Annotated in this window: 12 protein-coding genes; 5 read left to right on the top strand and 7 right to left on the bottom strand. The window is 59.4% G+C overall.

Features of this window, described 5'->3' with window-relative positions; translation table 11 throughout:
- Positions 1–18 precede the first annotated feature (18 nt).
- Together ACIQWS_RS17945 and ACIQWS_RS17940 are read right to left on the bottom strand one after the other, a co-directional pair.
- The gene (locus ACIQWS_RS17945) at positions 19–1770 is read right to left on the bottom strand and encodes a cation:proton antiporter (protein WP_346307297.1); all 1752 of its coding nucleotides are present in this window, start codon (positions 1768–1770) and stop codon (positions 19–21) included.
- Between the two features lie 305 nt (positions 1771–2075).
- Positions 2076–2816: an SDR family oxidoreductase gene (locus tag ACIQWS_RS17940; protein ID WP_346307296.1), complete on the bottom strand. Its 741-nt coding sequence runs from the start codon at positions 2814–2816 to the stop codon at positions 2076–2078.
- A 113-nt stretch (positions 2817–2929) separates the two neighbouring features.
- Between ACIQWS_RS17940 and ACIQWS_RS17935 the strand changes: the two genes are divergently transcribed.
- Entirely contained in the window at positions 2930–3820 is an 891-nt protein-coding gene (locus ACIQWS_RS17935) for a LysR family transcriptional regulator (RefSeq protein WP_403182263.1), read from the top strand.
- On the opposite strand, the gene ACIQWS_RS17930 is transcribed toward ACIQWS_RS17935, so the two are convergent.
- Both ACIQWS_RS17930 and ACIQWS_RS17925 read right to left on the bottom strand, forming a co-directional pair.
- The gene (locus tag ACIQWS_RS17930; protein WP_403182260.1) at positions 3804–4256 is read right to left on the bottom strand and encodes a VOC family protein; all 453 of its coding nucleotides are present in this window, start codon (positions 4254–4256) and stop codon (positions 3804–3806) included. The two genes, ACIQWS_RS17935 and ACIQWS_RS17930, sit on opposite strands and share 17 nt — an antisense overlap.
- Before the next feature lie 19 nt (positions 4257–4275).
- Positions 4276–4956 (bottom strand): outer membrane protein, encoded by a 681-nt coding sequence (locus ACIQWS_RS17925; RefSeq protein ID WP_223614829.1) that lies wholly within the window; start codon positions 4954–4956, stop codon positions 4276–4278.
- A gap of 220 nt (positions 4957–5176) precedes the next feature.
- Here ACIQWS_RS17925 and ACIQWS_RS17920 point away from each other — a divergent pair, with 220 nt between their 5' ends.
- The 3 genes from ACIQWS_RS17920 (at position 5177) to ACIQWS_RS17910 (ending at position 9733) form a co-directional block, all read left to right on the top strand.
- A complete protein-coding gene (locus ACIQWS_RS17920) occupies positions 5177–6235 on the top strand; it encodes a histone deacetylase family protein (protein ID WP_403182256.1) in 1059 nt (352 codons plus the stop codon).
- A gap of 288 nt (positions 6236–6523) precedes the next feature.
- The gene (locus tag ACIQWS_RS17915) at positions 6524–9238 is read left to right on the top strand and encodes an ABC transporter transmembrane domain-containing protein (RefSeq protein ID WP_403182253.1); all 2715 of its coding nucleotides are present in this window, start codon (positions 6524–6526) and stop codon (positions 9236–9238) included.
- Between the two features lie 45 nt (positions 9239–9283).
- Positions 9284–9733: a cyclic nucleotide-binding domain-containing protein gene (locus ACIQWS_RS17910; RefSeq protein WP_105733445.1), complete on the top strand. Its 450-nt coding sequence runs from the start codon at positions 9284–9286 to the stop codon at positions 9731–9733.
- Positions 9734–9751: 18 nt separating this feature from the next.
- Here ACIQWS_RS17910 and ACIQWS_RS17905 read toward each other — a convergent pair whose 3' ends face one another.
- The gene (locus tag ACIQWS_RS17905; protein WP_403182249.1) at positions 9752–11521 is read right to left on the bottom strand and encodes a metallophosphoesterase; all 1770 of its coding nucleotides are present in this window, start codon (positions 11519–11521) and stop codon (positions 9752–9754) included.
- A gap of 200 nt (positions 11522–11721) precedes the next feature.
- Here ACIQWS_RS17905 and ACIQWS_RS17900 point away from each other — a divergent pair, with 200 nt between their 5' ends.
- The gene (locus tag ACIQWS_RS17900; RefSeq protein WP_346307289.1) at positions 11722–12552 is read left to right on the top strand and encodes an MBL fold metallo-hydrolase; all 831 of its coding nucleotides are present in this window, start codon (positions 11722–11724) and stop codon (positions 12550–12552) included.
- Here ACIQWS_RS17900 and ACIQWS_RS17895 read toward each other — a convergent pair.
- Positions 12549–13319 (bottom strand): polysaccharide deacetylase family protein, encoded by a 771-nt coding sequence (locus ACIQWS_RS17895; protein WP_403182246.1) that lies wholly within the window; start codon positions 13317–13319, stop codon positions 12549–12551. The two genes, ACIQWS_RS17900 and ACIQWS_RS17895, sit on opposite strands and share 4 nt — an antisense overlap.
- Complete coding sequence (locus tag ACIQWS_RS17890) at positions 13316–14407, bottom strand: glycosyltransferase family 4 protein (protein WP_403182243.1); 1092 nt, start codon at positions 14405–14407, stop codon at positions 13316–13318. Before ACIQWS_RS17890 ends, ACIQWS_RS17895 begins: the two co-directional genes overlap by 4 nt.
- Positions 14408–14454 lie beyond the last annotated feature (47 nt).

The following is a 14454-nucleotide window of genomic DNA, read 5'->3' as shown; positions in this document are numbered from 1 at the left end:
CCCCAACGGAAACCCTGCTCAGGCAGCGCCGGAGGTCCGGTCCGGATTGCGCCGCAAGGTGTTCATTTCCGCCCTTTCCCGCGCCATGTTGCTGACCGCCGCCCGCAGGGTCGGATGCCGCGACATGAAGACGTTGAAATCACGGCGATCAAGCACAAGAAACTCGCAGAAATCGATGGCGACGACATCCGCCGTGCGCCGTCCGCCGCTCAGCAGCGCCATTTCCCCGAAGAATGCTCCGGGCTCAAGCCGCACCGGTTCGCTGTCGAGCTGGACCTCCACCGCGCCCGACGCAATGAAATACATCCCATCGCCGCGATCGCCGATCCGGATGATCCGTTCGCCGGGGGATGCGGATTTGGGTTTGAACAGCAGCAGGAGTTCCTCCTGCGCGTGCTCATCCACTTGCGCAAACAACGGGAAAGTGTCGATCAGCTGCTGCATCTTAAGCTGGTGCTGCCGGTTGCGCTCCTCGTTGATCGCCCGGATATCGCCGAGTTCACGCGCCAGCGCTTCCTCCCGCCGTTTGCCGTAGCCGGCAAAAAACACCGGCCACCGGCGGTGGATGCTGTTCTCCACGCCCTCGGCGGCCAGAAACACCAGCGGATTGATGGTGATCGAGAGGATTGCCCCAGCCAGGATAATGTCCTGGCCTTCCCGTGGCAGCAGGCCGAGCGTCACACCGAGACCGGCGAGAATGAAGGAGAATTCGCCGATCTGCGCCAGGCTGGCCGCAACCGTCAGGCCCATACCCACGGGGAAACGCAGCAAAAGCACGATGCAGAAGGCAATCAGCGACTTGCCGAAAATAATCAGCGCGAGCGCGCCCAGCACAGCCATGGGTTCGCGCAGCAGGATCGACGGGTCGAACAGCATGCCCACGGAAATGAAAAACAGCACCGAGAATGCATTCTGCAGCGGCAGCGAGTCCGCCGCGGCCCTGTGACTGAGATTCGACTCACTCATCACGACGCCAGCAAAGAACGCGCCCAGCGCGAAGGACACGCCAAAGATCTCCGTCGCTCCGAACGCAATACCGAGCGCAATGGCAAGAACCGAGAGGGTGAACAACTCCTGCGATCCCGTCCGCGCCACCAGGGTCAGCAGCCACGGCACAACCTTCGGGCCCAGGAAGATCGCCATGACGGCGAAAGCCCCAACCTTGAGCAGGGTGATCGCAATGGTCAGTACCAGCGGCATTCCGCCCGCAGCGGCCTGTCCGGCCGCACCGCCGGCATGCGCACCCAGAATTTCTGCGAGGGCAGGCAGGAGCACCAGCGCCAGCACCATCGCCAGATCTTCTACGATGAGCCAGCCGACGGCGACGCGCCCATTGGCGGAGTTGACGAGATTGCGCTCTTCCAGCGCCTTCAGGAGCACGACCGTGCTGGCGACCGAAAGGCTCAGACCCAAAACCAGCCCGGCACCGATCCCCCATCCCCACAGCGAGGCGAGGCCGACACCAAGCGCGGTCGCCAGCACGATCTGTGCAACCGCACCGGGCACGGCAATACCGCGGACGGCCAGCAATTCGGAGGCGGAGAAATGCAGGCCGACACCGAACATCAGAAGGATGACACCCATCTCGGCAAGCTGCGATGCAAGCGCAGCGTCAGCGATGAAGCCCGGTGTAATGGGCCCCATCAAAATTCCGGCGACGAGATAACCGACCAGCGGCGGCAGACGCAGACGATCCGCGAGATAGCCGCACACGGCCGCAAAAACAAAACTGACAGCCACAGTGGCAATTAAGGAAACTTCGTGATGCACGTCCGCCCTTCGGTTTTTATGAATTCCCGCTCTGTCCAGGCACGGTTGGCCCGGCTTCAACCCATACAAGCTAGATTGCGCCGAACATAGCCCAATTTAGCACTGGACAGGCCAAAGATCGGTGGTTCGGGCAAGCTGGGGCCGTCTGGCAACATCCGCGTGGTGTCTGGCCGGGCCGCGGCGAAAGGATGCCTGCCGGATCGACCGGGGCGGACCTGGCCGGCAACGCCGGTGACGACGATAATTTGCTTGTTCATGATCATGGTCCGTCTTGTTTCGTGACGGTTGTTGGCAGGAGATACCGGTCAGGCGACGCCGCCATTGGCGCGCAGGATCTGCCCATTGATCCAGCCGGCATCGGGGCCGGCAAGAAAGGCAACAATGCTGGCGATGTCATCCGGCTGGCCCAGCCGCTCGAGCGGCGGCATCTTGGCAAACTGCGCGACAAGCTCATCGCTCTTGCCATTCAGGAACAGGTCGGTGGCGACGGGTCCGGGAGCCACGGCATTGACGGTGATGCTGCGGCCGCGCAGTTCCTTGGCAAAGACGCGGGTGAACGCTTCGACGGCAGCCTTGGTGCCGTTGTAAACGGCATAACCCGGCATGTTCAGCGCGAGGGTGGTGCTGGAGAAATTGACGATCCGGCCGCCATCATTCAACCGCCTGGCGGCTTCGCGCAGGGTATTGAACGTTCCCTTGACGTTGATGGCGAAATGGCGGTCAAACTCCGCATCGCTGGTTTCGGCGAGCGGAAGCGTCTTGAGAATACCGGCATTGTTGACGAGCACATCGACACCGCCGAAGGCCGCCTCGGCCGCATCGAACATGCGCGCAACGGCCTGCGCATCGCTGACGTCGGCCTTGGCGGTCAAAGCCCTGCCGCCGCTCGCTTCGATCCGGCGGGCCAGTTCTTCGGCTGGCGCAGCATCGCCGGAATAATTGATGACGACTATAAAATCATCCGACGCCAGGCGCCGGGCGATGGCTGCACCGATCCCGCGCGATGCGCCGGTGACGATTGCGATCTTCTTTTTGGCTTGTGTCATGGTCTTTCTCCTTCATCTCTGCGCCGCAGCGCTGTTGATGAAGGCACTATGCATCATTTGTTTTTCGGGATAATCATGCGATAACTGGCATCACTATTCGAGAATTGAGAACAATGGACACATTGGATGCCATGCGGGTTTTTGCCCGCGTCGTCGAGCGCCGCAGTTTCACGCTGGCGGCGGAAGACATCGGCTTGCCGCGTTCGACCGTGACCAATGCGGTGCAACAGCTGGAAGCGCGGCTGGGCACCGGCCTGTTGCAACGGACCACCCGGCATGTCAACCCGACGCTGGATGGCGAGGCCTATTACCAGCGATGTCTCGCCATTCTGGCTGACATCGAGGACGCCGAAGGTGCGTTTGCCGGGGCAAAACCGAAAGGGCCGCTGCGGGTGGATGTGCACGGTACACTGGCCCGGCACTTCCTTCTGCCCGGACTGCCGGCATTCCTGCAGACCTATCCCGGGATACAGTTTTATATGAGTGAAGGGGATCGTCTCGTTGATCTCGTGCGTGAGGGTGTCGATTGCGTGCTGCGCGTCGGCGATCTCGCCGACAGCGATATGATCGCCAAGCGCGTGGGCATGCTCGACGAGATCACGCTGGCCTCACCCGGCTACATCGAGCGGTTCGGCATGCCGCAGCATCCGGATGAACTCGCCGGGCATCAGATGGTTGGCTTTCGTTCAACCGCGACAGGCACCATCCTGCCGCTCGAGTTCCTCGTGGAAGGCACCATTCGCACAATCACCCTGCCGGCACCCGTTTGGGTCAATGCGGCGGAGAGCTATGTCACGACCGCAAGACTGGGGCTCGGACTGATCCAAATCCCGCGCTATCACGCCGAAGCCGACCTGGCCGCAGGCACGCTTGTCCATGTTCTGCCTGATTTCCCGCTCTCACCGTCCCCGGTTTCCCTGCTCTATCCGCGCAACCGCCAGCTTTCGCCAAGGGTGCGCGTGTTCATTGACTGGATATCACAGAGGTTTACGCACCTTCCTTGACTTCCGGGTCCTGCTCCTGACCCACCTCATAAACTTCTATGGGAAGTCCATCCGGATCGGCGAAGAAGGCGAATGCGCGCTTGGTATAGGGATCAATCCGCACCGGTTCGGTTGCAACGTCCCGCGCATGCAGCCAGGCCAGCGTGTCCTCCACGGAGGTGACGGCAAACGCCAGGTGCCGCAGCCCGCAGGCTTCGGGGCGTGACGGACGCGCGGGAGAATGCGGAAAGTGAAACAGTTCGATCTGAGTATCGCCGGATCTCAGGTCGCACTTCCATGACTGGCTGTCAGGGCGCCAGTTTTCGGCAATGATCCCGTAGCCGAGCGTCTCGGTATAAAACTGCTTTGAGCGATCATAGTCACTGCAAATGACGGCAACATGATGAAAGCGCGAGAATATTGGTTTCCTGTCTGCTGTCCCGGAAAGCGGTGGCAAACCGGCATGCCAGTGCGGATCACCAGGTGTTGAAACGAACACCCGCCCGGATCTGATGGGTTTTGATGCCATCGTCGCGGATGGTCACATCGCCATTCTGATACAGGTCCTTGCCGCCGATATCCGCATAGCGATAGCCCAGATCCAGCTTGAGGCGCGGGGTTATATCAACCGCAATACCGGCCATGAGCGCCCATTCAAAGCGGTTTGTGCCACCGGATTTAAGCCGTGCATCGACGGGACCTTGATAGTCGTAATTGACATTGGCAAAGCCGATGCCGCCGCCCACATAGGGCGTAATTCCGTAGTAATTGCCAAGGTCGACATAGGCGTTCGCCATGGCTTCCCACAGATCCGTCGTCGTTTCATAATAGTTGCTGTCGCGCTGACTGTAACCGACGGTTGCGTCCGCACGCAGGTAGTTATTGAACTGATAGCCCACGCCGATGAAGGGCGAGAAGCCCCGCTTCAACTCATATTCGCTCGGCGTGCTGCCGCCGGGATAATCAACGTGAGCCTTGACCGTCGACGAAAAATTGTAGGCAACGTCGCCGCGCAGATACCAGCCCGATGCAGTCTCAACCGGCATATACGGCGCCCGTTCCGGAAAAGTCGCCGGACCAAGATCAGCCGCAAGAACATGGCTGCCAAGCAGAGAGAAGAAGGAGGCAGCAGAAAGGAACGTTTTCGTATAACGCATTATCAATCCCCAAGGTGATTAACTCTGGGGACCCCGCCCCTTATCTCTACCTTAGGATGAGCCCGTTAAGTTCCGGTTAAGCATGATCAGTAAAAGCAAAGCCCCGTGAAATACCAATCAGGGCGGGGCGGTTCGGTTGCAGCAGGACTTCCCGGATTGCATTGCCTGCGGCAGCGAATAAGCTTTCGCTACGACTCACCGCGACAAAGCGACGGAACGCATGAAACTGTTCTTTGACAGCCGGCAGATGGCCCATCAACCCAAGCAATACATGATCAATGGCCGGATCACCGACCCGCTTGAGAACCCAGCACGCGCCCATACCCTGATCGATGCTCTGGCCGAACTTGGATTGGCGCAGGAACAGCCGGGCGATGCGGGGCTCGATCCCATCCTTGCCGTCCATGCCGATCACTACGTCGCATTCCTGCAAACCGCCTATGACAGGTTCATGCAACTGCCCAACCACGGGCCGGAGGTTTTGCCCAATGTGAATTCCTATCAGGGCGCTGGCTCGGATTTCGGCGCGCGCGCACGTCCGCGCCCGACAGGCATTCTGGGTCAGGCGGGCTGGTACATCAACGGCCTGTCCTGCGCGATGATGGAGCACACCTACGCGGCTGCCTATGCCTCGGCCCAAACGGCCATTGCCGCCGCCGATGCCGTCCTGAATGGCGCGCGCCATTCATTCGCCCTTTGCCGCCCGCCCGGCCATCACGCCTATGCGGACCGCGCCGCGGGCTTCTGCTATTTCAACAATGCAGCCATTGTCGCCCAGCATCTGCGCAAGCGCCATGATCGCGTTGCCATCATCGATTTCGACACCCATCACGGCGATGGCACCCAGGCCATTTTCTACACCCGTGACGACGTGTTCTTCGGCTCCACCCACACCGATCCATCCAACTACTATCCGCACTACAGCGGCTATGCCGATGAAACGGGAGCAGGCGCGGGCCAGGGTGCCAATCTCAATCTGCCTCTGTCCGAAGGCAGCGGCGATGCCGCATTTATCGACGCCAACCGTCGGCTTGCCGCCGCCGTGGCCGCGCATGGATCGACAGCGCTGGTGATATCTGCGGGTTGGGACGCCCACCACGACGACCCGCTCTCACGCCTGAAGGTGACCACGGACGCCTATGCGGAAATCGGCGCTCTGTGGGGGGCTGTCAACCTGCCTGCGGTTATCGTGCAGGAGGGCGGCTATTCGCTGAGCGCCGTTGCAGAAGCGGCTCCCCGCTTCATGGCTGCTTATCGGGCATCGCGGGACAAGGCGTAAACGGAGACATTTCCGCGGTGCTAAGCGGGGACTGAAAAACGTCTCTGCTCGAGCCCTCGGATATCCATACAATTGGGCGTGACCATATAGCGTTCGGCTACCCTGTGTTGTAAACTGAACAGTTGAAAGGTTCGGGGGATTCCTGCCAATCCCGGAAGATATAGACACTACCATCCATTTTTGCCCTCCACGTCATTGCACCGAACGGTTTCAAAAGGAGGCTCTCACCGGAATACAACCTATTCGAATTGTTCAGAATTCAGCTTATTTGACAGCTTACGGTTACCCATGGAAAAAAGTTTAACGCGCTATATCTGGTCGAACACACGGTTCCAGCAAATATGGATATTGATGGTCGTTGCGGCCTCGATGATCCCGTATTTCCTGTCGTTCGATTTGCCGAAACAGATTGTCAACGGCCCCATACAGGGCACCGGATTCGAAGTCGAAGGCGCAACGCAGACCTTCATGCGCATCCAGTATACGCTGCCTTATTTCGGCAAGGTGATGTTCTTCAAAGGGCTCCAGCTGACGCGCTTCGAAATGCTGATGGCGCTGAGCCTTGTGTTTCTGCTGCTTGTGGTGATCAACGGCCTCTTCAAGCTCTACATCAACACCTATAAGGGCCGGCTGGGCGAGCGCATGTTGCGCCGTATCCGCTTTGAATTGATCGATCGCGTTCTGCGGTTTCCCCCGAGCCAGTTCAAGAGGGTAAAATCGGCCGAAATTGCAACGATGATCAAGGATGAGGTGGAACCGATGGGCGGTTTCACCGGCGATGCGTTCGTTCAGCCAGCCCTCCTCGGCGGACAGGCCATCACGGCGCTTGTCTTCATCATTCTGCAGAATTTCTGGCTTGGCATGATTGCCGCCGGGATTGTTGCGGTGCAGGGCGTCGTCATTCCGCGCATGCGCAAACGATTGCTGGAGCTTGGGCGGCAGCGTCAGTTGACGGCACGCGAACTTTCGGGCCGCGTCGGTGAGATCGTCGATGGTATCGGCACCATTCACGGCAACGACACGTCCAATTATGAACGCGCGGATATTGCGGCGCGTCTGGGGCTGATCTTCTCCATCCGTTACGATCTTTACCAGTGGAAATTCCTGGTCAAGTTCATCAACAACTTCCTCGCACAGATCACGCCCTTCCTGTTCTATTCCATTGGCGGCGTTCTCGCCCTGCAGGGACGGCTGGATATCGGCCAGCTGGTTGCGGTCATCAATGCCTATAAGGATTTGCCCGGACCGCTGAAGGAACTGATCGACTGGGATCAGTCGCGCCAAGATGTACAGGTGAAATATGCGCAGGTCGTCGAGCAGTTCAATGTCGATATGCTGGTCGATCCGCATATCCAGGCGGTTGTGCGCGAACCGGTGGGAAAACTGGAACATTCGCTGAATGCGGTGAACCTGACCCTCTCCGACGATAGCGGCGCGCGCCTTGTCGAGCACGTCTCGCTCGAGATCAAGCTGGGCGAGACGGTGGCCATCGTCGGTGCAAGCGGCGGCGGCGGCGAGGCGATGGCGGAAGCCTTCGGCCGCCTGATCTGGCCTGACTCCGGCCGCATCACCATTGACGGCACCGATATTCTCGAGCTGCCGGAATCGATCACCGGGCGGCGCATCGCCTATGCCGCCTCCGATGCCTATTTCTTCCACGGGACGCTGCGCGACAACCTTCTCTACGGCCTCAAGCATGCGCCCTTGACCAAGGTCGAATATGACGGGACCAAGGCCGCCAAATACAAATGGAACATCAACGAAGCGCGGCTTGCCGGCAACCCGGACCTTGATCTCAACAGTGATTGGGTCGACTACCAATCTGCCGGCGTCACCGGACCCCAGGATCTTTTCAGGGTCGTGCGGCCGGTGCTCGAAGCGGTCATGATCTCGCAGGACATTGTCGATCTGGCGCTTCGCTCGCAGGTGGACACAGCAACCCATTCCGACCTGACAAGCCGCATCGTCGAACTGCGGCAGGCCCTGCGCAAAACCCTCCAGGACGAGAACCTTGACGGGCTGGTCGTTCCGTTTGAACCGAAGGTCTATAATCCGCAGGCAACCATAGGTGAAAATCTCCTCTTCGGCACGGTGAAGCGGCCGATGATGACCAATCTTCGACTTGCCGCCCATCCCTATTTCCGCTCGATCCTGCGCGAGAGCGGCCTCAATGTCGATCTGTACAAGATGGGTCTGGAAATTGCGGCCAACGCCATCGAACTGTTCGAGGACCTGCCGCCGGACCATCCGTTCTTCCAGCAGCTGACCTTTATGACGGCGGACGATATCCCGGCCTATCAATTGCTGCTGCAGAAGCTGCAGGGACGCGATTTTGACGCTGCCTCGCCCGATGAACGATCGAATATCATCCGCCTGAGTTTTGCTTACATCGAGCCGCGGCACCGCTTCGGTCTGTTGACCGACGAACTCATGGCAAAAATTGTCGAGGCACGGCTTCGCTTCCACAAGAATTTGCCGGATGATCTCAAGGCCGTCATTGAACGCTACGATCCCAAGAAGTTCATTACTTCGGCTAACCTGATGGACAATGTTCTGTTCGGAAGGATCGGATACGCGCAGGCCGATGGACCGGATCGAATTCGCGTCATCCTGCGCAATCTCTTTGACGAACTCGGGCTTTACGACAGCGTCTTGTCCATCGGCCTTGATTTCGACGTCGGATCAGGCGGCAAACGCATCACCAATGTGCAAAGGCAGAAGCTGAATGTCGCCAGGGCTCTGCTCAAGCGGTCCGACTATGTGATTTTCAATCGCCCGCTGCCTGCACTCGACCAGCGTGTCCAGGATCAAATCACGCGCAATATCATGCAGGATCTGCATGAGGAAGGTCACGCACCCGCGATTATCTGGGTGCTGGCTAATTCTTCACTGGCAAACCTGTTCGATCGCGTCCTTGTATTCGATCGCGGGGCTTTGGTTGAAGATGGAACACACGCGACTCTTTTGGAGAAAAACGGTATATTCAAAGAGCTGGTATCGTAATACTCTATGTCCGGGTAGAGTGGCACTTGGGGGTATTGGACGTTCATGCTTCTGAAAGACGAAGTCGAAATGTTGCGGCGGATTCCGCTGTTTTCTGGTGTGGCGCCAGCGAAGCTCAAGCTTCTGGCCTTTACGTCAGATCGCGTCAGCTATCGCGCCGATCAGGCTTTGTTCCGGCAAGGCGACATGGGCGATGCCGCCTACGTTATTCTGTCGGGTACGGCCGAGGTCAGCGTCGATACGCCCAACGGACAGATCAAGGTTGCCGAAGTCGAGCACGATTCCATCGTCGGCGAGATTGCGATCCTTTGCGATGTCCTGCGCACGGCCACGGTTACGGCCTCAACCCCGCTTGAAGCCCTGCGCATCAGCAAGGAGCATTTTCTCAAGCTGCTGAGCGACTATCCCGAAATGACCATCGAAATCATGCGGGTTCTGGCCAGCCGGCTGAGCCATACCACAGCGGAGCTGTCGGAAGAGCGCAGCAAGCACTGACCGGCATTTTTCAAACTATCAGACTTTTTCGATACTGCCGGTGGCAAGATCGATCCTGAAATGGCGCGACGGCAATCCTTTGAGATAGCAGCCCATCATACGCACAATCCGGGCAAACTGCTCCTGCGCGCCGCCCATTTCCAATGCATCGGACACGGCAAAAACATCGATCAGGATGTGATAGATGGCCAGTCTTCCCGCGGGTATGCGATCGAGCGCCATTTCGCTGCCCATTCTGAGGCGGTACCAGTCGCCCAGAAATTCCTGCACGGTGATCCCGTCGAAAGACTCGAGGGCAACCTCCCTGCCCGCCAGCAAGGCATCCAGCCTGGCTTTGGTCTCGGCACGCCCGCGCTCGGCATGGACAAGGATGATGGTCGCATCCATATCCACCGGCTGGTCCAACAGGCTGAGTGTGAGCAGGTCACCGAGGGTGAGCAGCGGCAGAACCCGCGCCAGGTCCTTGGGCCACTCGCGCCGCAGGTACCGGTGCACGACCAGCTGATCGACGTGTTCGCAGATGAAGGCCCCATAATCCGCGGCATCGAGCATCTTTCCGATCTTCTTGCCGGTCAGATCGATTTCGGTCCGGTACAGGGCGTTCAGGCGCGGATCGATCGACTGTCGGTCAATCCCGACGGTTTCAACATTGAGGGTTTGCGTCTCGAAGGTGACGACCTTGAACGCGGGCGGAAATGCCACCAGTGACGGCACACCGATATTGATCAGCCAGGACGCATCTTGCGCAACCCTCGCGGTATCATTGACATGCAGGTGACCGCTAAAGTGAATCCGGACGCCTGCATCCATCATCGCGGCGGCAACGCCCGGCAACGGCATCCGCTTGACCGAGCCCGTGTTGCCGATGACCTGCCTTTCATCGTCATGCGTGCCATCGAGGATATCCAGCATCGGATAATGCGAGAATGTAAGCAGCTTCTTACCTTCCAGCTCCGCCCGCCTCGTGACGTCCTTGATCCATTCGATGACAAACCGCTTGTGCCGCAGCATGCCATTCCAGCCGGCATTGGTGCTGTCGATGAATGCGCCGGAACTGCCGCGCTCGAAATCGCCGTCACGCGGTTCGAAAACATTGGCGTCGATCATCAACAGCCAGAGGCCCGCCACCGGCTCGACAAGATAGGATGCATCCATCAGGTGGTATTCGTTGGTGCCGTCGGCTGAACGCACCGGATAGAGCCGCTGTTCCGGCGCATCGTCCGGCCCGAAGGGCGTTTCCCAGTGCAGATCGCCCGCGCGACGAAAGAACCCGAGATCCGGCAGAGCCCGCAATCCCTCGGGATAGCCTGCGCAGAACATCTTGTCCGTTACGACCATCCCGTCCGCATCCTCGTCAATGAATGCGCTGTCACTGGCGACGATGGTGTACGTGCCGTCGGGATTGAGCAGGCGCTTGGCATGATGCCGCCCTTCGGGGCCGAATATGTCGTGGTTTCCCGGGGTAGCGGTAAAGACCAGCCCATGCGCCTCGGTGTAGCCGTCCAGCAATTGCCGCAGCGCGCTCAGCGTCGCAACCTGCCCGTCATCGGAATAGTCCCCGAGCAGCACGACCTGCTTGATTCCCCGTTGCACGACCTCGTCCAGAGCCGTGCGCAGGGCAAAATAGCTTTCGTTGAAAACCCGGGTGGAGCGCACCGTATCCGTCAGGCGCCGCGCTGTCATGCGCCGGCCGCCGGCCTCTACCCCGGCAAAATCATAATCGCCGTAAAGATCATGAAAATGGGCATCTGCGATGATGGCGACAGGCGGAAATGCGGATGAGGACATGAATCAGAGGTTCCGATGATTTTATACATTTGTATCAGCGATTGTCATAAAGCTTAAAAAACAAATCGCTATCGCCTACATATGCTGAATGGCAGACTTTTATTGCGCACTTAGCCAATAAAACAAAATCCAAGCCTCGCATAACGTCTGCAGTTTGGTTACGATGACCAAAAAAACGGGGAATTGGGTGTGAGAAACGTATGAGTGAAGATATATTTCGGGTGAAATTCTGGGGAACGCGTGGCAGCGTACCAGTTTCCGGCCCCGAATTTGAACGCTATGGCGGAAACACGTCATGTATCGAAGTGCGTTGCGGTGAACATAGAATGATCTTTGACGGGGGCTCCGGCCTGCGTCAGGCAGGTGATGCCCTGTCGGTGGAAGGCGTGGACCAGATCGATATCATTTTCACCCACAGCCATTATGATCACATTATCGGTCTGCCGTATTTTGCCCCCCTCTACAATCCGATGATGAATGTACGGCTCTGGTCCGGCCACCTGGCGGGGATCATGACCACCCGGGAAATGGTACGCCAGTTCATGCGGCCGCCCTGGTTCCCCGTCGAGCCGGATATTTGCAAGGCAAGTCTCGGCTTTCGTGATTTCCGCTCCGGCGATGTGCTGACCCCACGCGAGGGCGTCACCATCCGGACCGACAGCCTGAACCATCCCGGCGGCTGTATCGGCTACCGCATCGAATGGGCGGGCAAGGTGCTCGCGCTCATTTACGACACGGAACACGAAGCCGGTATCCTTGACCCGGCCGTGCTGCGCCTGATCGATGGCGCCGATCTCGTCGTCTACGACTGTACCTACACGGAAGACGAGATGCCGCGGCGCTTCGGCTATGGCCATTCCACATGGCAGCACGGTGTCAAGCTGGCGGCGGCCGGCAAGATCGGCAAACTGGCGCTCTTCCATCACGCCCCCTCGCGCACCGATGACGAGATCGACGCATTCGAGACATTGGCCAGAGAGCGCTTCAGCGGGACATTTGCCGCCCGCGATGGCCAGGTCATCGATCTCTAACCCCCCGGCTTCTGGCTCTTCATCAGATCGGCAATAGAGAGCCAGCGCCCGCCCGGTGTTCGTGCAACGACCTGAAAGAGCTTGGTCAGGAAGACCCATGCCGACTCGTCGTGAACAAGATGATGGGTCAGAATCCCGATTGGCTCACCGCTTCCGTCAAACCGCAGCCGCAGCTGTTCCACGATGGCGCCGACCAGTTCCGCGTGGTCGCGGCAGCCGCGCTTGCCGTGCCAGTCCATCAGATCGACATGGGTGTTGATCTGCGGCACCGACGTTTCCACCGGCTTGGCCGGGCCAAACACCGAGAGCGCCTTGAACCCGCAAGCTTTGAGATAGGGCAGGAGTGCCGCATCGATCCGGTTCCAGGGCGGCACGAGAACGGGCACAAACCGATCAGAATGCAGCCTGGCGAGCAGCACGCATCCTTCGCGCAATTGCCGCAGCACCAACTCCTGAGGCCGGTCAGGGCCGAGCTCCTGCTTCTTTCGGTCCTTCGGCGCATGGTTTTCATGCGACCAGCCGTGAACCGCCACGCAGATCCGGCGCTCCGCCGCAAGGCGCTCCGCCAGCGCCTCGCCGGTATGGGCTGGTATCACCGCAAGCGTCACCGGCGCGTCAAAATCGTTGGCCAGCCCGATGAGGCGGTCCAGCGCGGCGGTCGGCTCGACTGCATCGTCATCGCGCAACCAGAATTTTGCACTGCGGCTGGCATGGATCCAGCGCGCGAGTTCCGCCTGCAGAGGCTGCCAGATTGGGTCTTCCGTCATCGGCTCCGTCCCATGAATTGTGTCAGCGCAGCATCCAGTTGTCGTACCGCATTCTCCAGCGATCGCTCCTCCAGAACAAACCGCCGCGCCCGCGCACCCATGGACTGCCGCAGATCATTGTCATCCAAAAGGCTGGCGATGGCGGCGGCGTAAGCCGGCACATCATCGTCCCGCGTCAGGAAACCGGTCACACCATCCTCGACCACTTCGGGAACGCCAGCTGTTGCCTGCGCAACAACCGGCAAACCCGCTGCCTGTGCCTCAAGATAGGCGATGCCGTAGGCTTCGCCGCAACCGGGCCAGACATAGGTACCACCCTGACGCAACAACGCGGCAATGTCACCGGCGTTCCGCTGTCCGAGCCACTGAATGCGATCACCGAATGCGGCAAACAGCGCCTGCACATCGTTGCGGGCCGGACCGTCGCCGGCAATCGTCAGAGTCCAGGGCCGTTCGGCAATCCGTGACAGAGCCTTGGCCAGCATTTCATAGCTGCGAAACTTGTCACCCCGCCGCATCATCGCCACGGTGACCAGCCGATGCGGATCATGCCCGACGCTGCTTTCACGAAAAGGCGCGGTATCGATAAACGGTTGCAACCGGGCAAGGCGCGCGCCGGGAATATTGCTTGCCAGCCCATCCATGTCGCGCTGCGTAAAACACAGGTTGACTGCTGCCGCGCGCACCGCTTCGGCCACGAGAATTTGTGTCCCGGCCCAGCCAAGCGCATTGCGGCGCGGCGAATAGGATGCTTCCGCGGTGATGTAGGGAATATCCATCGCCGCTGCCATGACGGGACCGATCAGGTCCGGCGCCTTGTAATAGGGGTGATAACAGAACCAGAGATCAGGTTTCCGTCCAGTCTGCCAGAGGCCCGCGAGGCGCTCAACTTCGGCGCGCGCCGCCGCGGCGATGGGTTCGCGCTCTTCGATTGCCGGCGATGTGCTGAAGCTGCGCAGCTCCGACACGACTTCGACCTGGTGTCCGGCTTTGCGCAGCGCCGACATGAGCAGCCGAGCCATCTCACGATCGCCCGACGGCGTCGCGTGATTGGGTGATTTCAAGGGCGCGTAAAAGGCAACCTGCATGCGCACGCAATCCAGTATTTCACAATCGTTTCAACCATTTCGGCGAA

The organism is Phyllobacterium sp. NPDC097923 (assembly GCF_044760925.1).
In the GTDB taxonomy this organism is placed as follows: Bacteria; Pseudomonadota; Alphaproteobacteria; order Rhizobiales; family Rhizobiaceae; genus Phyllobacterium; species Phyllobacterium calauticae.
Note: the sequence above shows the minus strand (reverse complement) of the source record. Positions and strands in the feature narration are given on the sequence as shown.